Annotated in this window: 17 protein-coding genes; 7 read left to right on the top strand and 10 right to left on the bottom strand. The window is 72.9% G+C overall.

From position 1 onward, the window contains the following. From OG494_RS13390 to OG494_RS13410, 5 genes are all read left to right on the top strand, one after another. Positions 1-1,173 carry a Kelch repeat-containing protein gene (locus OG494_RS13390; RefSeq protein ID WP_328455463.1) on the top strand — a complete coding sequence of 391 codons (1,173 nt, stop codon included), beginning with the start codon at positions 1-3 and terminating at the stop codon, positions 1,171-1,173. Continuing rightward, entirely contained in the window at positions 1,170-4,355 is a 3,186-nt protein-coding gene (locus tag OG494_RS13395; RefSeq protein ID WP_328455464.1) for a hypothetical protein, read from the top strand. The genes OG494_RS13390 and OG494_RS13395 overlap by 4 nt, the downstream gene beginning before the upstream one ends. Continuing rightward, a complete protein-coding gene (locus OG494_RS13400; RefSeq protein ID WP_328455466.1) occupies positions 4,352-9,583 on the top strand; it encodes a hypothetical protein in 5,232 nt (1,743 codons plus the stop codon). The genes OG494_RS13395 and OG494_RS13400 overlap by 4 nt, the downstream gene beginning before the upstream one ends. After that, positions 9,576-11,342: a hypothetical protein gene (locus tag OG494_RS13405; protein ID WP_328455467.1), complete on the top strand. Its 1,767-nt coding sequence runs from the start codon at positions 9,576-9,578 to the stop codon at positions 11,340-11,342. The genes OG494_RS13400 and OG494_RS13405 overlap by 8 nt, the downstream gene beginning before the upstream one ends. Before the next feature lie 147 nt (positions 11,343-11,489). Next, positions 11,490-12,278, top strand: a complete 789-nt coding sequence (locus OG494_RS13410; protein WP_328455469.1) for an SGNH/GDSL hydrolase family protein — start codon at positions 11,490-11,492, stop codon at positions 12,276-12,278. On the opposite strand, the gene OG494_RS13415 is transcribed toward OG494_RS13410, so the two are convergent. The 6 genes from OG494_RS13415 to OG494_RS13440 form a co-directional block, all read right to left on the bottom strand. Next, positions 12,258-12,872, bottom strand: coding sequence for a TetR/AcrR family transcriptional regulator (locus OG494_RS13415; RefSeq protein ID WP_328455471.1), 615 nt, complete (start codon positions 12,870-12,872; stop codon positions 12,258-12,260). The two genes, OG494_RS13410 and OG494_RS13415, sit on opposite strands and share 21 nt — an antisense overlap. After that, positions 12,853-13,329 carry an SRPBCC family protein gene (locus OG494_RS13420; RefSeq protein WP_328455473.1) on the bottom strand — a complete coding sequence of 159 codons (477 nt, stop codon included), beginning with the start codon at positions 13,327-13,329 and terminating at the stop codon, positions 12,853-12,855. Before OG494_RS13420 ends, OG494_RS13415 begins: the two co-directional genes overlap by 20 nt. Then, the gene (locus tag OG494_RS13425; protein ID WP_328455475.1) at positions 13,326-13,646 is read right to left on the bottom strand and encodes a metalloregulator ArsR/SmtB family transcription factor; all 321 of its coding nucleotides are present in this window, start codon (positions 13,644-13,646) and stop codon (positions 13,326-13,328) included. Before OG494_RS13425 ends, OG494_RS13420 begins: the two co-directional genes overlap by 4 nt. After that, on the bottom strand, positions 13,646-13,789 hold the full coding sequence (locus OG494_RS13430) for a hypothetical protein (RefSeq protein ID WP_328455477.1): 144 nt from the start codon (positions 13,787-13,789) through the stop codon (positions 13,646-13,648). The genes OG494_RS13425 and OG494_RS13430 overlap by 1 nt, the downstream gene beginning before the upstream one ends. 26 nt (positions 13,790-13,815) lie before the next feature. Continuing rightward, complete coding sequence (locus OG494_RS13435) at positions 13,816-15,342, bottom strand: FAD-dependent monooxygenase (protein WP_328455479.1); 1,527 nt, start codon at positions 15,340-15,342, stop codon at positions 13,816-13,818. A gap of 82 nt (positions 15,343-15,424) precedes the next feature. Further along, complete coding sequence (locus OG494_RS13440) at positions 15,425-16,039, bottom strand: acyl-CoA-like ligand-binding transcription factor (RefSeq protein WP_328455481.1); 615 nt, start codon at positions 16,037-16,039, stop codon at positions 15,425-15,427. A 79-nt stretch (positions 16,040-16,118) separates the two neighbouring features. Here OG494_RS13440 and OG494_RS13445 point away from each other — a divergent pair, with 79 nt between their 5' ends. Together OG494_RS13445 and OG494_RS13450 are read left to right on the top strand one after the other, a co-directional pair. Next, positions 16,119-17,354, top strand: coding sequence for an epoxide hydrolase family protein (locus tag OG494_RS13445; protein WP_328455483.1), 1,236 nt, complete (start codon positions 16,119-16,121; stop codon positions 17,352-17,354). Positions 17,355-17,525: 171 nt separating this feature from the next. Continuing rightward, complete coding sequence (locus OG494_RS13450) at positions 17,526-18,872, top strand: MFS transporter (RefSeq protein WP_328455485.1); 1,347 nt, start codon at positions 17,526-17,528, stop codon at positions 18,870-18,872. A gap of 64 nt (positions 18,873-18,936) precedes the next feature. Here the strand turns inward: OG494_RS13450 and OG494_RS13455 are convergent, their stop codons facing one another. The 4 genes from OG494_RS13455 to OG494_RS13470 form a co-directional block, all read right to left on the bottom strand. Then, positions 18,937-20,307: an SPFH domain-containing protein gene (locus OG494_RS13455; protein ID WP_442874478.1), complete on the bottom strand. Its 1,371-nt coding sequence runs from the start codon at positions 20,305-20,307 to the stop codon at positions 18,937-18,939. A gap of 88 nt (positions 20,308-20,395) precedes the next feature. Continuing rightward, positions 20,396-20,869: an SPFH domain-containing protein gene (locus OG494_RS13460; RefSeq protein WP_328455489.1), complete on the bottom strand. Its 474-nt coding sequence runs from the start codon at positions 20,867-20,869 to the stop codon at positions 20,396-20,398. Between the two features lie 11 nt (positions 20,870-20,880). Next, positions 20,881-21,315, bottom strand: coding sequence for an NfeD family protein (locus tag OG494_RS13465; protein ID WP_328455491.1), 435 nt, complete (start codon positions 21,313-21,315; stop codon positions 20,881-20,883). An 84-nt stretch (positions 21,316-21,399) separates the two neighbouring features. Next, on the bottom strand, positions 21,400-22,212 hold the full coding sequence (locus OG494_RS13470) for a DUF3097 domain-containing protein (RefSeq protein WP_328455493.1): 813 nt from the start codon (positions 22,210-22,212) through the stop codon (positions 21,400-21,402). Positions 22,213-22,222 lie beyond the last annotated feature (10 nt).

The raw sequence follows: 22,222 nt of genomic DNA on the forward strand, positions 1-22,222 counted from the left end.
ATGACCACTCCCACCGCGCCCGTCGGCACCTGGACCGGCGCCCCCGACCTGCCCACCCCCGCCGCCTGGTACGGCCAGCACGACGGCGCGGTCGCGCTCGGCGACGGGATCGTCCTGGTGGCCGGCGGGGCGGACGCCGGCGGCGCCGCGCTCAGCACCGCCGCGACGCTCGACACGACGTCCGACCCCCTCGGCGCGTGGACCGCGACCGGCACGCTGCGCTCACCCCGGCAGCTGCACACGCTCACCCGCCTGAAGGACGGGACCGTCCTCGCCGCCGGCGGCCTCGGCGGCTCGTCCCCCACCGGGCCCGGGCTCGGCACCGCCGAGATCTACCACCCGGACGGCAACCAGTGGACCTTCACCACGGGCCCGATGCTCACCCCCCGCTGGGGCCACAGCGCCGTGCTGCTGGACGACGGCTCGGTGCTCGTCGCCGGCGGCAGCGCGGCCCGCCCCGGCGGGAGCGTCACGGCCCTGCGTTCGGCGGAGCGCTACACCCCGGGCGACGGCAAGTGGCACGAAGCCCCGGCCATGACCGACGCCCGCACCGGGCACACCGCCGTCGCGCTCGACAACGGGATGGTCCTGGTCGTCGGCGGTGTCCTGCCGGTGGGTGTCCCCGACGACCCCGCGCTCGCGTTCTGCGAGCTGTACGACTCCGTCAAGAAGCTCTGGGCCCCGACCGGTTCCCTGCTGCGCGCCCGCCGGCACCACCAGGCGACCGCGCTGTCCGGCACGACCGTGCTCGTCACCGGCGGGACCGCGCCGGGCTCGCCGGGCACCGCGCCGTACGACCCGTTCAGCCAGCGCGCGGCCGAGGTGTTCGAGCTGGGCAGCGGGAAGTGGACGGAGGTGAAGCCGATGCCGGCCGGGCGGGCGTTCCACCGCGCCGTCCCGGTCGGCCCGGGCCGGGTGCTGGTCGTCGGCGGGGCCGCGAGCGACCGCGACGAAGCCGGCTACCGCAGTGCGTTCCTCTACGACGCCGGCGAAGACGAGTGGACGCCGGCCACCGGGCTCGAGACCGGGCGGTGGTCGTTCGCCGCCGCGCCACTCGACGACGGCGGGGCGGCGATCGCCGGCGGGGTGCTCCGGTCCGGGCTGGCCGCCGCGGACCCGGCCGTCACCGAGCTGACCCCGGCCGCGGAGCTGTTCGCCGGCGGTGCCGCGTGAGCGCGAACGCCTACACGTTCCTGCCCTGGCTGCGGTCGGGGATCAGCACCCAGGTGACGACCCCGCCGCAGGCCGGCGTGCGGGCCACCGTCAAGGTGCAGCTCATGGTGTCGGGTGACCCGATCACCGGGCACGACACCCTCACCCAGCCGGTGAACCGCGACGTCCAGCTGTACGGGCCCGGCGACGTCGTCGGCGTCGACCCGCGGGCGATCTCGCGCACCGAACCGCGGCCCGGCGTACCCAACGTCGAGCCGAACTACCTGGCGCACATCGAGTTCTCCGAGGAGGACTTCCTCTGGCGCTACAGCCCGGCCGCCGCGGACGGGCACACCGCCCGGCTCACGCCCTGGCTGGCGCTGGTCGTGCTCGCCACCGGCAGCGAGTTCACCGAGGTCCCGGCGACCGGCGGGCCGCTGCCCGCGATCACCGTCGCGGACCCGGCCGGCACGCTGCCGCCGGCGGACCAGCTCGGCGCGTGGGCGCACGTGCACGTCAACGGCTCGCTGGCCGACCCGGTCGCCACCGACGGCACGGTCGCCGCGCTGGCCGCGCTCGCCGAAGTGGTGCGCACCAACGCCGACAACGCCTGTTCCCGGTTGATCTGCCCGCGCCACCTGGAGCCGGGCACCGCGTACGAGGCATTTCTGGTACCGACGTTCGAGTCCGGCCGGCTCGCGGGGCTCGGCCTGGACCCGGCGGTGGCGCCGAACGCGCTGTATTCGAGCTGGGGCCCGCACTACGCGAACCGCCCGGCCGAAGGCGTCCTGCCGTACTACCACCGCTGGGCCTTCGCCACGGGCACCGCGGGCGACTTCGAGTTCCTGGTCCGGCTGCTCCGCCCGCAGGCCCCGGATCCGCGGATCGGCCGGCGGGACCTCGACGTCCACGGGGATCCCGGCCTCGACCTGCCGCCCATCACCGACCAGGGCGGGGTGCTGCCGCTGCGGGGCGCGCTGAAGGTGCCGGAACGCGCCGGCGACCCGATCGACCCGGCGGACAACTGGGACCACTTCGTCGACACCGGAGAAGCCCCGCCCTACCCGCACCCGTTCGAGCAGGCCATGGCCGGCCTGCTCAACCTGGCCGACGACTACCAGCGCCACGAGCCGGAGGCGGCCCACGCCGCGAGCCTCGCGGCGACCGCCGGCCCGGACCCGGTGATCACGCCGCCGCTGTACGGACGCTGGCACGCGCTGACCACCCGGCTGCTGGACGACGAGGACGGCAACCCGGTCTCGCCGGAGGTCCTGCGCGGCTGGCTGCACCGGCTCAACCTCGACCCGCGCTTCCGGATCGCGGCGAACCTCGGCACCCAGGTCGTGCGCGCCCGCGACGAGGAGCTGATGGCCGCGGCCTGGGCCCAGGTCGGCGACGTCCTGGTCGCGAACGGCCGGATCCGGGCCGCCCAGCTCGCCCGCGAGGTCGGGAACGTGTTGCAGGCCAAGCACATCGACCCGCCTTCGGGTGGTGGGCCTGCGGCGCTCGCGGCCGCGCCGGCTTCGGCGCCGGGCCGGTCGCTGACGCTCACCGCGCCCGCGCATTCCCGGGTGACGACCGCGGCGAGCAGCGGAAACTTCGCCGCCGCCGCCGCGGGCGAGGCCGGCCTCGTCGCCGATCCGGCGAACCAGGTCGCCGTCGGGTTCCGGGTGGCCAGCAGCCGGGTCGCGACCGCGCCCGTGTCGCCCGCGATGCGCCGCATCACCCGGCCCGGCTCGCGGCTGATGCGCACCCTGCCCTTCCCCGGCCAGTCCGCGGCCGCGCTGCTGTCCAGAATGGACGCTCCCGTCGACCCGGTCGTCGCGGCGCCGGTCAAGGTCACCCCCGGTGCGCTCGTCACGCCCCGGGACCTGGTGGCCACCCTGCACCCGACCCGGCCACCCGACGCGGATCCCGTCGGTTCGCTGCCGCTCAGCCCGGACTTCGTGCTGCGCGGTATCGGTACCGGGCCCACGCCGCACGCCGGTACCGCCGACAGCGCCGAGGCGCAGCGGTTCAAGGCCGCGCTGCGCGAACTCCACCAGGGCTTCGACGCGGGCGTCGCGGTCGGCCACGTCAAACCCGCGCCGCCGCTGGACCTCGTCGAGACGACCACCTCGGTGCTCAGTGGGCTGCGCGCCGACGAGACCGTGCCTCGCGCGCTGCTCGAAGGTTCGGTCAGCCTGCCCGAGCGGCTCCGGCCGTTCGCCGCCGCGTTCATCGAGGCGATGGCCTATCCGGTGTTCGACGTGCCCACCTACCGGACGCTGCTGGACACCTCGGTCGACAGCCTCGTCCCGAACCTGAGCCTGCTGCCGCCGAACTCGATCACGCTGCTGGCGAACAACCGCGAGTTCATCGAGTCCTTCCTCGTCGGCCTCAACCACGAGATGGCCCGCGAACTGCTGTGGCGGGAGTACCCGACCGACCAGCGCGGGACGCCGTTCCGGCAGTTCTGGGACCCGGTCGCGACGCTGCCCGTACCGGACGAGACCGCCGGGCAGCGGCGGGAGCGGGGCTACGACATCCCGCCGATCCACGAGTGGCCGCCCACGACCCCGTTGGGGGACAACGAAAACCGGCGGCCGGACGACCCGCGCCCCGGTGGCCCGCAACGCGACGACCTCGTCCTGGTCGTGCGCGGCGAGCTGCTCAAGAAGTACCCGACGGCCGCGATCTACGCGCAGCGCGCGCAGTTCCCCGGGAACGACCCGAGCCGGCCCCGGGAGCTGGTGGACCTGCCGGCCGGCGGCCTGCCGTCGCCGGAACAGGTCCGGCTGCCCCGGTACGAGGCGAAGGTCGAGCCGGACATCTACCTGCTCGGCTTCGACCTCGACGCCGACGAGGCGCTGGGCACGCCGGGCGTCGACCCCGGCTGGTTCTTCGTGCTGAAGGAACGCCCCGGCGACCCGCGCTTCGGCGTCGACGACGGGCCGCCCACCCACGTCGAGGTGTGGAACGACCTCACCTGGGACGACGTCGACCCCGGCCGGAGCGGGTTCCTCGAGCTGGACCCGGCCGTCCAGGTCGCCCTCGGCGACTTCGACCACTCGGGCGACGACCGCGAGAAGCAGGACCAGCGCGCCGAAGACGAGAACCTGCCGCTGTGGTTCTCGGGCCTCGGTTCGGCCGACCTCGCCTACATCCTTTTCCAGGTCCCCGTGATGGTGGCCGTGCACGCACAGGAGATGTTGCCGCGATGACCGCCTTGAGTGACGACTTCCCGGTCCTGCTCGGGCCGGTCCGGCTCGAAACCCGGTTCACGCCGACCGAGCTGCTGGTCCGGGTGTTCCCCGACGAGTGGTCGGTGGACAAGTTCGAAACGAAGCCGACGGCAGCCGAGATCGGCGCGGTCGACGCCTACTGGACCGCCCGGTGGGCCGCCGCGAAACGGCCGGTCCCGCTGGACGCCGCGTGGCGGGAGCTGACCGGGCGGGTGGCCGCGGGGCGCGCCGCCTGGCTGCTGACCACCCGGGTTCCCGCCAACCCCGCCGACGAGCCGAGCGGGCTTCCCGCCACCACGGTCGTGCTCGTCGTCCGGAGCACGGCCGCGGTGGCCACGAACGACCGAGCACCGACCGTCGCCTACTGGACCGCGGTGTGGCGCGCCCACGGCGACCGGCTGCTGCTGCGGCAGGCCGACGCCGCCCTGCGCGTCGCGGTCGGCGGCAACGACACCCGGGCGAACGCGATCCGCGCCCGCCGTCCGTCCGGAGTGGACGGTGCGCCGGTGACCCCGGGCGACGACGTGTCGGTCGCGTTCCTCGTGCTTGCGGCGCCCGCCGCGAACAGCACCGCGGCGGATTCGTGGACCCAGCCGGCGCGGGCCGGGCTGCTGCCGGACCGCTTCCAGGTGCGCGGGTACCTCGGGGGCCGTCAGGTCGTTTCGGTCACGGGGGCGGCGGTGCCGGCGACGCTGCCGGTCAGCCCGGACCCGCGCGCCACCGCCGCCGCCGACCAGATCAGCGTGAACGAGCAGACCGGGGCCCTGCACGTCCCGGACGAGCTGCGCTGGCTGACCGAGTTCGACCGCGCGGTCGCGGTCGGGATGGGCGTGCGGATCCCGCTCACCGACGAGATCCGCGGCGGGCTCGACCGGCTCGTCGCGTTCGGGCTGCGCGAGCAGTCGACACCGGTCAAGACCGCGACCGACCTGGCCGAGCTCATCAAGCGGCAGCTGCGCAGCCCGGACGGGTTCAGCCTGCTGCCGCAGGGCACGCCGACGAACAACACCGACGCGCTCGACGCCGGGCAGGACGCGGAAGACGAGGCCGCCGCGGCGCTGCGCAGCACGACCGGCGCGGCCGCGGCGGCGGCAGCGGACTGGACGACCCGGACCGACGGCCGGGTGTTCGCCGACCTGCTCGGCCTCGACGCGGGCGTGCTCACCGGGATGCCGAACGCGGACGGCACCGACCAGCGCGACGCGCGGGCCGCCAACACCGCGCTGTGGCCGGCGACCTGGGGCTACTTCCTGCAGACCGCGCTGAACCCGCTGCTCGGCCCGGCCGCGGTCGCCGCCACCCGTGACTTCTTCCTGAAGTACGTCTCCGGCCGCGGCCCGCTGCCGGCCGTCAAGATCGGGCGGCAGCCCTACGGCATCCTGCCGACGACGGTGTTCTCCAAGCTCGCCTACCCCGACTCCGCCACCCACCGCCGTGGGCTCAACAAGGTGCTGACCGCGGTGGGCGTGGACTGGACGGCGGCCGTCGAGCGGGTGCCGCGGCTGGACCCGGACGCGGCCGACCCGCACCAGCGGTTGCTGGACCTCCTGGCGCTGCACCCGACCTCGGCCGAGTACCACCAGCGGTACGCCCAGAGCGTCGAGGACCTCTTCAACCGGGAGAACCTCGGCGGGCTGGGCTCGACCGTGCTGCCGGCGCTCGACGCGCTGGGCCTGCCGGGCCCGGTACGCGCGCTGCTCGCGCGGTTCGGCGAGAGCACCGGCCGGGACCCGGACCTGCTGCGCCGGCTGTTCACCGACTTCCAGCAGCCGATCCTGGCCCCGCTCGTCGACGACCGACCGCTGTCGGAGACCGACCCGATCCGGGACTACACCCCCGACCACAAGAACTACGTGCGCTGGCTGGCCGACCTGGCCGGCGGCGACCCGGCGGCCACCGACCTCGACGCGATCCGGCTGGAGCTCGGTTTCACCGACGACACCCCGCCGGCGGCGTTGCTCTACCTGTTGCTGCGGCACGCGGTCCTGCTCGGCTGGGACGACGCGGCCCGGGCCCTCGCGGCCGCGGCCGGCGTGCCCGATCTGTCCACAGCGGACTCGCCGTTCGTGCACGTCCACCTCCCGGCGGACGGCGAGCCGACGGCCAGCGAAAGCCGGTTCCGGCTGCTGTACTCCCCCGCGCCCGCCGTCACCGGCGACCAGCAGCAGCTGCTCGTCGACTTCATCCCGGGTGTCCTGCACCAGCCCGGGCCGACCGCCGCGCTGGCCGAGCAGGTCACCGCGCTCGGACTGCTGGCCGGCCTGCCGACGGCCAAGCTGGAGCGGGTGCTCGCCGAGCACCTCGACCTGGCCGCCTACCGCCTCGACGCCTGGCGGCTGGGGCTGGCCACCGAACGGCTGGCCGAGCTGCGGTTCGGGCCTGGCGGCACCGGCACCGCGAAGCCGGGGCTGCACCTCGGCGCGTACGGCTGGCTGGAAGACGTCCGCCCGAGCACGGACCCGCTCACCCCGGTCACCCTCACCGGCCCGCTCGCCACGGTGTTCGCCGGCGGGAAACCGTTGCTGCACGACGAAAAGAACGAAGGCTTCGTGCACACGCCGTCGCCGGGACACGCCCGGACCGCGGCCGTGCTGCGCGCCGGCTACGCCGCCAACCGCACCCCCGAAAACCCCGGCACGTTCGCGGTGAACCTCGGTTCCGGACGTGTCCGCGTCGCGCTCGGCATCCTCGCCGGGATGCGGCAAGGCCAGTCGCTGGGCGCGCTGCTCGGCTACCGGTTCGAGCGCGGCCTGCACGACCGCCACCCCGAAGCCGAGGTCGACAAGTTCATCGCCGGGCTGCGGCTGAAGTTCCCGCTGCGCGCGGGGAAGATCACCGAGACCGCGGCCGAGCCGGACAAGATCACCCAGGTCGAGGCCGGGAACGTCGTCGACGGTCTCGCGCTGGTGCGGCACCTGGCCGGCGCCGGGGTGTCGCAGACCTACCCGTTCGACCTCGGCGGCCTGCTCGAGGCGAACGCCGACCAGGCGAAGGCGATCAGCGACGAAGCGGCCCTGCTGCTGCAGGCCAACGACGCGGTCGCCGACCTCGCCGTCGCCGAGTCCGCCCACCAGGCGCTCGCCGGCAACGTCGAACGGGCCTCGGCGACCCTCGACGCCTACGCCAAGGACGGCCTGCCGCCCGAGCCCACGGTGATCGAGACGCCGCGCAGCGGCACGACCCTCACCCACCGGTTCGGCCTGCGGCTCAAGACCGGCCTCAACCCCGGCGGCGGGGACTCGCCCCGCGCCAAGGCCGAGCCGGCGGTCGACGACTGGCTGCCCAGCCTGCTGCCCCCGTCGCGGTCCGTCGCCGCGCGGGTCACCTGGACCGACGTCAAGGGGAACCCGCACCACCACGACGTCACCCAGGACGAGCTCGACCTGTCCCCGATCGACCTGCTCTGGGTGGTGCGGCCCACCGGCGACCCGGCCATGGCCGAACTCGACGACCGGATCATCGGGGTCGTCGTCGACCGGGAGCACCCGAGCGCGGACGCCGAGCTGACCATCCGCTACACCGAGCGGATCGACGGGAAGATCACGTTCTTCGAGCTGTCCCCGCTGATCACCGCCCTGCGGACGCTGCTGACGACCGGACGGCCGCTGCGCCCGACCGACCTCGTGCCGGCGGCCGGAACCGCCGCGGTGGACCGGAGCCTCGACGACGCCGTCACGGTGCCGAAGAAGCGGCCGGAAGCGGTGCAGGACGCGCTCGACGATCTCGTCGACGACGTGGCCGACTACATCGACGACGTGGCCCGGCTGTACCCGCCGGCGCCCGCGCAACCGCGACGCGCCGAGGTGCTCGATCGCATCGACACGCTGCTCACCCGGTACGCCGGGCTGGTCACCACCGCGGCGGGCTTCGGCGTGGTCCGCAGCGGCTGGGGTGAGCTGATCGCCTGGCGGCGCGGGGTGGCCACGGCGGTGCTGGCCGCGGTGACCGCGACCACCGACCGGATGGCCGGAGCGCTCGCCGCGGCCAACACCCTGCTCACCGCGTACGACGCGCTGCCGAAGTCCACTTCGGACACCGAGCGGATCCGGGTGCTGCGGCAGGCGGAACGGCTGGTCGTCACGACGCCGGCCCTGGATCCGAAGACACCGCCCGAGTTCCGCACGGCGGTCCGCAGGAAGCGGGACGACTTCGCCGAGCGGCTCAAGGACCTGAAGGCGATCCCCGCGGCCGAGCGGCCGACGCTGAGCGAACTGCTCGACGACGTCGGCGACCTGCTGCCGCTGACCGCCTTCGACCCCACCGGGCTCGACCTGACCGCCACCCGGGACCGGGTGGTCGAGTTCGGCCGGGAACTGCTCACCCGGGCTCGCGCGCTGCGCACCGAGATCACCGGCCGGCTGACGGCGGCGGACGCGGCGCTCACCGCGTTCGACCACGCCGAGACCGCGCCGGACCACGCCAAGGCCGCCACCGAGGCGCTGCAGGCGATGCTCGGCACCGACGTCCTCGTGGTGCCCGAGTACGCGCTCCCGAAACAGCTGGCCGAGGACCTGCACGACGCCCTCGACGACAGTGACGACCTGGTCAAGCACCTGACGCAGGCGCCGGTCAACCGGGACTTCCCGGTGGACGACTGGCTGCACGGCATCGCCCGGGTCCGCGACCTGCCCCGGCTCTGGGAACGCGTGGTCCTGCTCAGTGACGCGCTGCGCGGCGACGACGGCCTGCTCGGTGGCAACGCCGACAAGGACGAGGAAACGCGCCTGCAGCCGATCCAGCTGCCGCGGCGGTCCGGCGACCACTGGCTCGGCATGGAGTTCGCGACCGGTGCCGACCTCTCCGAAGACCGGTTGCTGTTCACGGCGCACTACGCGACCGAGCCGTCGCGCAACGCCGGCAGCGAGTGCGGCCTGCTCTTCGACGAGTGGACCGAGGTGATCCCCGCCGAGCGGGAGACCACGAGCATCGCCGTCCACGCGGACAGCCCGGATTCCGAGCCGCCGCAGGCGATGCTGCTGGTGACCCCGCCGGTGAAGACCGGGACCTGGGCCGCCGACGACCTCGTGGCCGCCGTCAACGAAACCTTCGACCTGGCCAAGACGCGGCTGGTCGAACCGGCGCACCTGGACGACACCGGGTACGCGCAGCTCCTGCCGGCCACGGTGCTGTCGGCCACCCGGCAGCCGATCACGATCAGCACCGACCTGGCGATCGCCAACTCCCGCTGGAAGGCAGACCATGAGTGAGCCCCGTATCGCCGATCTCGCCGGCGCGCTGACCCGCCGCGAAAACCCGACGGTCGGGGTCTGGAACCGGCTGGAAGGCCGGCCGCGCACGACCGACTTCTCCCGGGCGTTGCGGGCCGAAGTGCGTGACCCGCTGTGGCTGCTGGCCCGGCAGTGGCAGCTCGGCGAGTTCCAGGGCAGCGACGCCGGTTCACCGGTGACCGCCACCTACTCGGTCACCGCGAGCGCGCCGGGCCGGTTCCGCTCCGACGTCACGCCGGACGGGTCACCGGGCCCGCTGCCGCCGGACCGTCCACTGGAGACGGTCGCGGAGCGCCGGCCGCTACCGTTCGCGTTCGGCGCCGAGCCGATCTCGTTCGACCTGCGCCTGGCGCTGGGCCGCCGGTGGCTGCGGCTGCTCGCCCGGTCGTCGTCGGGGCTGCGGGACTCCGCCGGGCAGTTCGTCACGCTGTACCCGATCGCGGCGCCCGGCCCGGACGACGCCGCGCTGCTCGCCCACCCCGAGGTCTGGGCGGCGACGCTGGCGGTGGCCGGCCGCCGCCTGGACGGTTACCTGCTCTACCAGCACGTCAAGGGAGGCGGACGCGCCTCCGACGGGGTCCGGCGGCTCTCGCCCCAGGAGCGGACCCAGCTGGACGCGCTGGGCTCCCGGCTGACCGGCTGGTTCGACGACCTCATCGACCAGCCCGGCGGCATCAAGCCGGACCGGCCGTCGGGCGATTCGGCGTGGGACCCCCGGCGGCTGGAGCACCGGTTCTCGATCGCCGCCGGCGGTCAGGTGCTGTCCGCGGCGGAGTACCCCGGCGGGGAGCTCGACTGGCACGCGTTCTCCGCCGCGCCGGGGTCGCTGGGCAGCACGCCGGCGCCGGTCACGCTCAACCGGACCGTGTTCCCTTCGCCGGTGCGCTATTCGGGCATGCCGCTGCCCCGCTGGTGGGCGGTGGAGGACGGCAAGACGAACTTCGCCGCGGTCACCCCGGACAGCACCGACCTGGCCCGGCTGATCTTCCTCGAGTTCGCGCTGGTGTTCAGCAACGACTGGTACCAGCTGCCGTGCGACCTGCCGGCCGGCACGCTCGCGTCGGTCCAGGGCCTGTGCGTGACCGACGTGTTCGGCGAGCGGCGCTGGATCACCCCGGCCGGCGCCGCCGAGCACTGGTCGATGTACACCCTCGGCGGCGGCCCCGGCATCCTGCTGCCGCCCGGCACCCCGAAGGTGGCGACCGGCCCGGCGCTCGAGGACGTCGCCCTGGTCCGCGACGAGAGCGCCAACCTGGTGTGGGGCATCGAGCAGACCGTCCGCACGACGACCGGCGAAGGCCGGGCGGGCGACGAGATGGCGGCCGAATCACTCGCGTTCCGCCGCCGGCAGCACCAAGCTCCGGCCACGGACGACGCGCGCGCGCCGATCGCGTACGAGGCGATGAGCTCGGTGCCGGAGAACTGGATCCCGTTCATCCCGGTCCACGTACCCGGGGACAGCCGGGCCGTCCAGCTGCAGCGCGCGGCGATGCCGAGTGAGGTGGACGCGAGCCTGATCCGCCCGAGAACGGCGTTGCTGCGCGAGGGTTTCGACCACGGCGACTCGTACTTCGTCAACGAGGAGGAGGTCCCGAGGACGGGCACCCGCCTGACGGTGGCGTACAACCGGACCCGCACGAAGACCGGCCGGGTGGCGCTCTGGCTGAGCGTCCGCCGCGACGTCGGCCGCGGTGAACGCTCGAGCGGCCTGTCGTTCGACCTGGCGAAAGGAACGTGACCGGGCAACACGGGAGGTCCCGGTCGCGCACGCGGCCGGGACCCGCTCCGGGTCACCGCCGGCTTCGCGACCCGGCGGAGGTTCCGCTCAGGCAGGACCGGCGCACCGGGAAAATCCGGGAAGGCGGGGTTGCTTAGACTGGATCACATGAGCAAGCGCTTAGTAGCCCGTTTCGTAGCACTGGGGGACTCGTTCACCGAAGGCGTCGGGGACGACGACCCGGCCGCTCCGAACGGCGTGCGCGGCTGGGCCGACCGCACCGCCGAGGAGCTCGCGGCCCACGAGCCGGGCTTCCGGTACGCGAACCTGGCCATCCGCGGGAAGCTGATGGGGCAGGTGCTCGCCGAGCAGCTGGAGCCGGCCTTGGCGATGGAGCCCGACCTGGTGACGCTCTACGCGGGCGGCAACGACCTGATGCGGCCGAAGGTCGACATCGACGCGCTGATGGACGCCTACGAGGCCGCCGTCGCGCGGATCCGGGCGACCGGCGCCCGGTTGGTCCTGTTCACCGGGGTCGACGGGGTCGAGGACCCGCTGTTCCGCACGATCCGCGGCCGGGTGGCGATCTACAACGAGCACGTCCGGGGCATCGCCGCCCGCCATGGCGCGCTGCTGGTGGACATGTGGGGCATGCGGCAGCTGCGCGACCGGCGGCGCTGGGCCCCGGATCGCCTGCACCTCAACGCTTTCGGGCACACCGAGGTGGCCATGGCGGTGCTGGACGTCCTCGGCGCGCCGCACCCGTTGACCGCGGCCGAGCTGGGCCCGCGTGAGGTGCTCAGCCCCGCCGAGCGGCGCAGCCGGAACCTGCGGTGGGCGCAGGAACACGCCGTGCCGTGGGTGCGGCGGCGGCTGCGCGGCGAGTCGTCCGGGGACACGATGACCGCGAAGCGGCCGACGCTGGAGCCCGTGGGCTCAGCCGCGCTCCCCCGCTGACGCGCGCGGGCGGAGCCCGTCGAAGAGGATCGCCACGGCCCGGTCGCGCAGGCGCGCGTCCTGGCCGGCGTATTCGGCGGCCCGCGCGGTGCCGATGATCACCGTGATCAGCTCGCCGACGACGAGGTCGGCACGGACCGCCCCCGCGCCCTGCGCCCGGGAGAGCAGCACGCCGAGCGAGGCGATCAGCCGGGCGCCGACGGCGGACTCCGTCTTCGGCACGGTGACGCCGGCCGCGGTGAGCGCCTCGAAGTAGGCGTTCTTGGCACTGGACATCTCGATCCAGCTGGTCAGGAAGCCGAAGAAGGCGCCACCAGGGTCGGCGGACTGCGCCGCGACGACGGTTTCGGCCTCGTCGACGAACCGCTGCAGCCGGGCGTAGAGCACCGCTTCGAGGAGCGCTTCCTTCGTCGGGAAGTGCCGGAAGACGGTGCCGATGCCGACCCCCGCGGCGCGCGCGACCTCTTCGGTGGGCGCCCCGGTGCCCCGGGTGGCGAAGACGCTCTCGGCGGCTTCCAGCACGCGCGCCCGGTTGCGCCGGGCGTCGGCTCGCAGCGGCTTCGACTCGGTGGGCTCAGCGGCGGCGGGGGTCACCACCCGATGGTAGCCGTGCTTCGCCGGGCAGTGCGTCCAGCAGCCGGGCCAGTGCCCGCGGCACGTGGGAGCGCCAGCCGCCGCCCATGATCCGCCGCGACATCCGCTGGAACTCGTCGCCGGGGTCGAAACCCTCGTGGCTGAGGAAGAGCCGGGTGCCGGTGCCTTCGGGTTCGAGCCGCCAGGTGACCGTCCACTGCGGACCCCAGCGGATGCTGAGCTTGCGCTCGGGCTCCACTTCGAGGACCTCGCACGCCACCGGGCCGCCGGCGAACCCGGCCGCGGGCACCGGCTCGGCCAGCAGCTCGAACCGGTGTCCCACCACGGGTCTGATGTCGTTCGGCATGCTGATCCAGCGCTCGAGCAGGTCCGGTTCGGTGAGCGCGCGCCACACCTTGCGGGCCGGGTGGGCGAGGAACTGGTCGACGTGGATCGCGGTCGGGTCGTCGTCGGTCACAGGTCCTCTTCCTCGTCGAGCAGGTCACGCAGGTTGGCGAGTTTGCTGCGCCAGAAGCGTTCGTACGGGGTGAGCCAGTCCGCGACCTCTTCGAGGGGGGCCGCCTCCAGCCGGTAGACGCGGTTGCGGCCGTGGCGTTGTTCGTCGACCAGGCCGGCCTCCCGCAGCACCCGGAGGTGTTCCGAGAGGCTGGGCCGGGCCATCTCGAACCGCTCGGCGATCGCGCCCGCGGCCATCGGGCCGTCGAGCAGCAGCCGCAGCACCTGCCGCCGCGCGGGGCTGGCCAGCGCGGCGAAGACGTCGTCGTTGACCGGCATCAGCGGGGCCGGTTGCCGAAGCCGGACGCCTCCAGAAGGCCGATGCCGTGCCCGTCGAGGTCGGTGGTCCGCAGCTGGAAGTGCCGCGCGCGGGCGTGGTCGGCGACGGGCAGGGTCAGGAACCGCACGTGGATGATCGGCATGCGGCCGACAATACGTAGGATATCTCCTACATGTCAACCGGGCTGCCGAACCACCGCTCCGCGGCTTCCCGCAGCGCCTTGCGCTCGGTGTCGCCGGGGTCGGTCGAGCCGCTCGCCCAGGCCACGTACCCGTCGGGCCGAATCAGCATCGCGGTCGCGTCCTGGGCGGCTTCGCCGGTGACGATGTCGACGCGGTCCGTCCAGCCGCTCAGCTCGTCGCCGAGCGAGGCCGCCGGGGTCAGGTCGAGCAGCAGCGGCCGGGCCGTCCTGGTCAGTTCGGCGAGCCGGCGCCCGTCGGCCAGCACCAGATCCGGGGCCCAGCGGCCGTCGAGCGGGTGGTCGGTAGCCGGCTCGTAGCGGATGTCGGCGCCGGACATCAGGTCCGCGATGTGCTGCACCGTGCTCGGCTGCCGCAGCAGCTCGCCGAACAGCTCCCGCAGCGCCGTGATGTCACTGCCCGGCGCGATGAGCGCGGACTGGGCCTGCGAGTGCATGACGACGCGCTCGGCGACCGGGCGGCGTTCGGCCTCGTAGGTGTCGAGCAGCCCGGCCGGTGCCCGGTCGCCGAGCGCGTCGGCGAGTTTCCAGCCGAGGTTGACGGCGTCCTGCAGGCCGAGGTTGAGCCCGGGCCCGCCGATCGCGGAGTGGACGTGAGCCGCGTCGCCGACCAGCAGCACCCGGCCGGCGCGGAAGCGGTCGGCGAGCCGGGTGTTGCGTCCCTTCAGCCGGCGCAGCAGGTGCGGGCCGTCACCTTCGGGCGGCCCGATCGGCAGGTCGTGGCCGAGGACCCGGTGGATGCTCGCGCGGACCTCGTCGAGGGTCACCGGGCGGTCGTCGTCTTCCCCGTCGTCGCCCCATTCGATGGCGGTGACGCCCGTGCCGGTGGGCAGCGGCGCGTAGACGAAGAGCCCGTGCTCGGTGCGGTAGTGGAACAGCGGCGGGATCACGCCGTGGCCCGGCACGCGCAGGCCGCCGCTCGCCGGATCGATCAGCTCGGCGGGCACGGTGGCGCTCGCGCTGTAGGAGGTCGTGCGGTCGTCGGTGACGCCGGGGAAGCCGATCCCGGCGAGCTTGCGGGTGACGCTCTTGCCGCCGTCCGCGCCGACGACGTACCGCGCGGTCAGCGCGTAGGGACCGTCCGGGCCGGCGATCTCGACGGTGACCTGCTCGTCGTCCTGGACCAGGCCGGTCACCGCGTGGCCCCGGCGGACCTCGACGCCGAGTTCGGCCGCGCGCTCAACGAGTGCCCCTTCGATCCGCCTCTGCGGGACGGGCAGGATGTTCAGCGAGTTGTGCTCGGTGAGGGTGAGGTCGAGCCGCATGGCCCCGAACACGAAAGCGGGCACGGGCGGGCCGATCGGGCCCGCCAGCCGCTCGTGCAGGCCGCGGCGGTCGAGCAGCCGCACGACCTGGCCGACGAGGCCGTTCGCGCGGGGTGTCGGGCTCGGCTCGGGCAGCTGCTCCAGGACGATCGGGCGGACTCCGGCCAGGGCCAGCTCGCAGGCGAGCATCAGCCCGTTGGGGCCGGCTCCGGCGATGACGACGTCTTCCATGGCGAAACTCCTTGCGGTGAAAGGAAAAGGGCACGACGAACTCGCCCGGCGGGTGCCGGGCGCCCCAGGTGGTGCGAAAAGGTCAGCGCGGTTCGGGCAGGCCGGCGGCGAGCCGGCCGAACACGTCCCGCAGCAGGGCTTCCATCGACGGCGGCGGCTCGGCGCTGAGCCACTGCTGGATCACGACGTGGTGCGCGGCCCCGACCACGGCCGCCACCAGCTGCGGGTAGACGTCCGCGGCGGCGTCGGTGCCGGTGCGTTCGGCGACGGCGAGGGCGAACTCGGCCTCCCCCGCGGTCACCGCTTTGTGCATCTCGCCCTGCAGCGCGGGCTCGGCGACCATCAGCCGGACGCCTTCGATCCACGCCCGGTCCGGCTTCTGCCCGGACTCGCCGAGCGCGAACCCGGTGAGCACGGCGTGGGTGACGGCCTCCCAGAGCGGCTCCCCGGCCGGCCGCTCCCGCAGGGCGGCCGCGATGGCCCGCGACCGGTCGTACTGGCGGGCCGCGATGGCCTCGCCCTTGCTGCCGAAGTAGTTGCTGAAGGTCCGGGTGGACACCCCGGCCTCGGCGGCGATGTCCTCGACCCGGACGTTGTCCAGCCCGCGTTCGACGGTGAGCCGGATGGCCGCCCAGCTCAGCGCGACGCGCGTTTCCTGCTTCTTGCGTTCACGCAGCCCGCCGGTGTCGAGGTCCATGTCTCCAAGGTACAGAAACTTGCCGATTCTGCAAACATGCCGATTCGGCAAACTTCGCCCATCCTGGAAAGATCACGCCATGACCACGCCGCACGCCTTCCCCCTGGAGCCCACCCCGATCCACGTACCCGACGACGTCCTCGACGACCTGCGCACCCGTCTCGCGCTGACCCGGCCGCCACTGGACGAGGGGAACGAAGACTGGTCCTACGGCGTCCCGGCCGGCTACCTCGGTGAGCTGGTCGCGTACTGGCGCGACGCCTACGACTGGCGCAAGGCCGAAGCCGCGATCAACGCCTACGAGCACTACGAGGTGAGCGTCGCCGGCGTCCCGGTGCACTTCATGCGCAAGCCCGGCCGCGGCCCCCGGCCGATCCCGCTGCTCCTCACCCACGGCTGGCCGTGGACGTTCTGGCACTGGTCGAAGGTGATCGACCCGCTCGCCGACCCGGCCGCGTCCGGCGGCGACCCCGCGGACGCGTTCGACGTCCTCGTGCCGTCGCTGCCCGGCTTCGGTTTCCCGGGCCCGCTCACCGGCTTCCCGGACGTCAACTTCTGGAAGGTCTCCGACCTCTGGCACACCCTGATGACCGAGACCCTCGGCTACCCGAAGTACGCCGCCGGGGGCTGCGACATCGGCGGGATCGTCACCAGCCAGCTCGGCCACAAGTACGCCGACGAGCTGTACGGCATCCACATCGGCTCCGGGCTGCCGCTGGACTTCTTCACCGGCCCGCGCGCCTGGGACTTCGCCCGCCACCGGCCCCTGACCGACGACCAGCCGGCCGACGTCCGCGCCCGCATCGTCGAGCAGGACCACCGCTCGGCGTCCCACCTCACCGTCCACATGCTCGACGGCGCCACCCTGGCCCACGGGCTGAGCGACTCCCCCGCCGGGCTGCTCGCCTGGCTGCTGGAGCGCTGGAACGCCTGGAGCGACAACGGCGGCGACCTCGAGTCGGTCTTCACCAAGGACGACCTGCTCACCCACGCGACGATCTACTGGGTGACCAACTCCATCGCCACGTCGATGCGCTACTACGCCAACGCCAACCGTTACCCCTGGTCCCCCGCCCACGACCGCACCCCGGTGGTGCAGGCCCCGGTCGGCCTCACGTTCGTCACCTACGAGAACCCGCCGGGCGTCCACACCGCCGAGGACCGGGTCCGGGCGTTCGAGACCGGCCCGCAGGCCGGGTGGTTCAACCACGTCAACGTCACCGCCCACGAGCACGGCGGCCACTTCATCCCGTGGGAGAACCCGGACGCCTGGGTGAGCGACCTGCGCCGCACGTTCCGGGGCCGCCGCCCCTGAGCGGCCGACACACCGCCGGACTGCTCTCACCTGGGCGAGGACTTCGCCGGGACCCTGGTCTGCGGGGGCGGGGGTCCTTCACGGGTTGAACAACTTCTCCGTCATCGATCGCCGAATTCGTCGAGGACGGTCACACTGTTGTGTGACGTCGGTCACCGGAGGTGTTGATAGATGGTCCTCGGAGACAATGGAATCACTCACAAGGTGGAACCGGACAGCAAGTCAGGGCGGGTGCAGGTACGGCGTGCGGCGCTGGCGAGCGCGATCGGCACGACCATCGAGTGGTACGACTTCTTCCTCTACAACACAGCGGCGGCCCTGGTCTTCCCGCACCTGTTCTTCCCCGCGTCGAGCGCCTACGCGGGGGCCATGCAGTCGTTCGCGACCTACGCGGTCGGCTTCGCGGCCCGCCCGGTCGGTGCCGCGATCTTCGGGCACTGGGGCGACCGGATCGGCCGCAAGACGACGCTGATCGTCACGTTGCTGCTGATGGGCGTCTCGTCCGGGGTGGTCGGGCTGCTGCCCGGGACGTCGGCGATCGGGTTCGCGGCGCCGTTGATCCTGGTGCTGCTGCGGCTGGTCCAGGGCATCGCGATCGGCGGCGAGTGGAGTGGCTCGGTGCTGCTCGCGATGGAGTGGGGTGACCAGAAGAAACGCGGGCTGCTCGGCAGTTCCGCGCAGATCGGCGTGCCGGTCGGGCTGGTGCTCGGCACCGGCGGCATGACCCTGCTGTCGGCGACGCTGTCCCCCGAGGACTTCGACTCGTGGGGCTGGCGGCTGCCGTTCCTGGCCAGCCTGATCCTGGTCGCGATCGGCCTGGTGATCCGGCTGAAGATCCTCGAGACGCCGATGTTCGCCAAGCTCGTCTCGAAGGGCGAAACCGCGAAGACCCCGGTGCTCGACGCGATCCGCCACCACTGGCGCGAGATCCTGCTCTCGTCCGGGGTGCGCTTCAGCGAGCAGATGCCGTTCTACCTGTTCACCAGCTACGTGCTGATCTACGTCGTGGCGCGACACGAGTTCAGCAAGACGTTCGTGCTCAACGCGGTGCTCGTCGGCGCCGCGCTGGAGCTGCTGATGATCCCGTTCTTCTCACACCTGTCCGACCGGTACGGCCGCAAGAAGGTCTACCTGTGGGGGGTCGTCCTCACCGGCCTGATCGCGTTCCCCTACTTCGCGATCCTGACCAGTGGCGGGCACGCGCTGGTGTTCGTGATCGTCGTGGTGTCGTTCATCCCGCACGCCCTGCAGTACGGCCCGCAGGCCGCGCTCATCGGCGAGAGCTTCCCGACACACCTGCGCTACGGCGGCGCGGGCCTGGGCTACCAGCTGGCGTCGGTGTTCGCGGGCGGCCCGGCGCCGCTGCTGGCGACGTGGCTGCTGCACCAGACCGGCACGCCGTACTCGATCTCGGGCTACATCGTGCTGTCGGCGGTCGTCTCGGTGTTCTGCGTGATCCGCCTGAGGGACCGCTCGCACGCCGACATCGACGACGCGAGCGTCTACCGCCGCGCCTGAAACGCCGTGAAGGCCCCCTTACCGGCCACAAGAGCCGGTAAGGGGGCCTTCACGGACCACAACGTCAGCGGCGCGGGCCGCCCTGGGGGCCGCCGAACGGGGGCTGCTGCGGGAACGGCCCGCTGCCCGGGTTCTGCTGACCGCCGAACTGCCCCGGCGGCGGGGACTGCGGCGGCGGGCCCTGGTAGGCACCACCCTGCGGCGGACCGGACTGCTGCTGGGACTGCAGGGGCGACTGCGGCTGGGGCAGACCGGCCGGCGGCGTCGACGGCTGCCTCGGCGGCGCGGGGGTGACCTCGGTGCCGCGGTCCTCGTCGGCTTCGGGTTCCGGCGCGGGAGCCTGCTGCTGTGACGGACGCGGGATCTGCGGCCGCGCGGGCGGCGCGCTGCTGGGCACCCCGAGGGCCGGGACTTCCTGACGTGCCACGGCTTCGGCGGCCGCGACGGCCTCGGCGACCTTCGGGTCGCTCTTCGTCTCGAACCAGTCGGCGACCTCTTCGTCTTCGAGCTCGGGCTTGGCCGGGACGTCGTCGTCCTTCGGCGGCTCGTAGCGGAAGACGCCGTCGTCGCCCGGGGCACCGAGCGCGCGGGCGAAGCCTTCGAGGGCCTTGCCGTAGTCGCTCGGGATCATCCAGACCTTGTTCGCGTCGCCCTGCGCCATCTGCGGGAGCGTCTGCAGGTACTGGTAGGCCAGCACCTCCGGCGTCGGGCGGCCGGCCTTGATCGCGGCGAACACCTTCTCGATCGCCTTCGCCTGGCCCTGCGCCTGCAGGTAGCGCGCGGCGCGTTCACCCTGCGCCCGCAGGATGCGCGACTGCCGCTCGGCCTCGGCGGCGAGGATGGTGGCCTGGCGGGCACCTTCGGCGGAGAGGATCTGGCTCTGCTTCTGGCCTTCCGCGGTCTTGATCGCGGATTCCCGCTGACCTTCCGCGGTGAGGATCATGGCGCGCTTCTCACGGTCGGCGCGCATCTGCTTCTCCATCGAGTCCTGGATGGAGGGCGGCGGGTCGATCGCCTTGAGCTCGACGCGGCCGACGCGGATGCCCCAGCGGCCGGTCGCCTCGTCGAGCACGCCGCGCAGCTGGGTGTTGATCGAGTCGCGCGAGGTCAGCGTCTGCTCGAGGCTCATGCCACCGACCACGTTGCGGAGCGTGGTGGTGGTGAGCTGCTCGACACCGACGATGTAGTTCGAGATCTCGTAGACCGCGGCACGCGAGTCGGTGACCTGGAAGTACACGACGGTGTCGATCGACACCGTCAGGTTGTCCTCGGTGATGACGGGCTGCGGCGGGAACGAGACGACCTGCTCGCGCAGGTCGATCCGGGCCCGTACCTTGTCCAGGAACGGAACCAGGAAGGTGAGGCCCGGTGACGCCACCGTGCGGAACCGGCCCAGCCGCTCGATCACGGCCGACTGCGCCTGCGGCACGACCATGATCGCCTTGGCCACCACGACGATCACGAACAGGACCAAGGCGATGACTACGACGATCGCTGCTGTCCCCAAGAGCTTTTCCCCTTACCTAGTACCATTCTTGCGCGGTTGACGGTGTTCCGGGCGCCGCGGGCGGGCGGACCGCGAGCTCGAGCTCCTTCGCGGTGATCCCCCAGCGTCCCGTGGTGTCCCGCAGGACCGTCCACACTGTACGGTGCAGGTCCCCGGGTGCGGTGACGGCGCGCTCGGCCGTGGTCAGGCCCGCCTCCTGCCGCAGCGCGGTCAGGGTCAGCTGCTCGATCGCGATCGCCGGGTTGCTGATTTCGTAGGTGGCCGGCCGTGGATCCGTGATCGCGAAGGTGACCGCGAACTCGACGAAGACCTCGTGTCCGTCGCCGGCCTCGATCGCGCGTGGCGGGCTGGTCAGGATCTGGTCGCCGAGGTCGACCCGGGTGCGGACGCGGTCGGCGAACGGGAGCACGAAGTGCCGGCCGGGGCCGAGGACGGTGCGGAACCGCCCGAGGCGCTCGATCACCGCGGCCCGGCCTTCGGGCACGCGCACCAGGCCGAGGCTCACAGCTCGGCCGACACGACGGCGGTGGCCCCGGCGATCTCGACCACGGTGACCGCGGTCCCGGGTGCGATCGGCTCGTGCTGTTCGGAAATGCTGCGCGCGGACCAGACGTCCCCGGCGAGTTTCACCTGCCCCGCCTCGAAATCCACTGTGGACACCACGACGGCGCGGGCGCCGATGAGCGCGTCGATCCCGGTGCGGTGGCCGGAGCCGGCGAGGAACCGGCGTTTCAGCGCGGGCCGGACCAGCGCCAGCATCCCGACCGAGGTCACGGCGAACACGGCGACGTCGACGAACAGGTTTCCGGTGAGCACGTCGGCGCCCGCGCCGAACAACGCGGCGATGCCGAGCATGATCAGCACGAAGTCGCCGGAGAGGACTTCGGCGATCATCAGGGCGATGCCGACGATCAACCAGACCAGTGCCCATGCCATGGCTTCATGCTCTCAGATCGTGCCGGTTCGCACCGGCGCAGTGACGGGACGTGACCCACGCGTGACCTTGGACAAATCAGACATTCAGCCCTCTTCCGTCGGCTCCGTGACGAAGTCGATGAGCCGTTCCACGGCCCCGATGAGCGGGGTCTCGAGGTCGCGGAAACTGCTCACCCCGCTCAGGACACGTTGCCAGCCTTCGAAAGGTTGCCCCCAGCCGAGCGCGTCGCAGATTCCCTGCTTCCACTCGGTGCCGCGCGGGATCTTCGGCCACGCCCTGATCCCGACGGCCTCGGGCCGCACGGCTTCCCAGACGTCGATGTAGGGATGCCCGGTGACCAGCACGTTCTCGTCGCGGACGCCCTCGACGAGCCGGGATTCCTTGCTGCCGGGCACCAGGTGGTCGACCAGCACGCCGAGCCGCCGGCCGGGGCCGGTGCCGAACTCGGCGATCCGGTCGGACAGCACGTCCACCCCGTCGAGGGGTTCCACGACGACGCCTTCGACGCGCAGGTCGTGGCCCCAGACGCGTTCGACCAGCTCGGCGTCGTGCTTGCCCTCGACCCAGATCCGCGAGTCGCGGGCGACGCGCGCCTGCAGGCCCTGGACCTTGACCGAGCCGGACGCGGAGACCTGCTTGACCGGTGCCTGCACCGTCTTGACCGGCACGAGCGTGACCGGTTTGCCTTCCAGGAGGAACCCGGCGGGCTCGAGCGGGAACACGCGGTGGCGGCCCTTGGCGTCTTCGAGCACGACGTTGCCGTACTCGATCTTCACCACCGCGCCGCAGTAGCCGCTGGCCGGGTCTTCGACCACGAGACCGCGCTCGGCGGGGACTTCCGGCACCTTCTTGCGGCGCCGGCCGGCGAGCACGTCGTCATAGGAATGGGAGCGCACGACCAGCGAA

This window comes from Amycolatopsis sp. NBC_00438, assembly GCF_036026695.1.
In the GTDB taxonomy this organism is placed as follows: Bacteria; Actinomycetota; Actinomycetes; order Mycobacteriales; family Pseudonocardiaceae; genus Amycolatopsis.

Coding starts and splice junctions, on each gene's coding strand:
- OG494_RS13390 (WP_328455463.1), top strand. CDS start 1: ATGACCACTCCCACCGCGCCCGTCGGCACCTGGACCGGCGCCCCCGAC.
- OG494_RS13400 (WP_328455466.1), top strand. CDS start 4,352: ATGACCGCCTTGAGTGACGACTTCCCGGTCCTGCTCGGGCCGGTCCGG.
- OG494_RS13405 (WP_328455467.1), top strand. CDS start 9,576: ATGAGTGAGCCCCGTATCGCCGATCTCGCCGGCGCGCTGACCCGCCGC.
- OG494_RS13410 (WP_328455469.1), top strand. CDS start 11,490: ATGAGCAAGCGCTTAGTAGCCCGTTTCGTAGCACTGGGGGACTCGTTC.
- OG494_RS13425 (WP_328455475.1), bottom strand. CDS start 13,646: ATGCCGGTCAACGACGACGTCTTCGCCGCGCTGGCCAGCCCCGCGCGG.
- OG494_RS13430 (WP_328455477.1), bottom strand. CDS start 13,789: ATGCCGATCATCCACGTGCGGTTCCTGACCCTGCCCGTCGCCGACCAC.
- OG494_RS13435 (WP_328455479.1), bottom strand. CDS start 15,342: ATGGAAGACGTCGTCATCGCCGGAGCCGGCCCCAACGGGCTGATGCTC.
- OG494_RS13440 (WP_328455481.1), bottom strand. CDS start 16,039: ATGGACCTCGACACCGGCGGGCTGCGTGAACGCAAGAAGCAGGAAACG.
- OG494_RS13445 (WP_328455483.1), top strand. CDS start 16,119: ATGACCACGCCGCACGCCTTCCCCCTGGAGCCCACCCCGATCCACGTA.
- OG494_RS13450 (WP_328455485.1), top strand. CDS start 17,526: ATGGTCCTCGGAGACAATGGAATCACTCACAAGGTGGAACCGGACAGC.
- OG494_RS13455 (WP_442874478.1), bottom strand. CDS start 20,307: ATGGTCGTGCCGCAGGCGCAGTCGGCCGTGATCGAGCGGCTGGGCCGG.
- OG494_RS13465 (WP_328455491.1), bottom strand. CDS start 21,315: ATGGCATGGGCACTGGTCTGGTTGATCGTCGGCATCGCCCTGATGATC.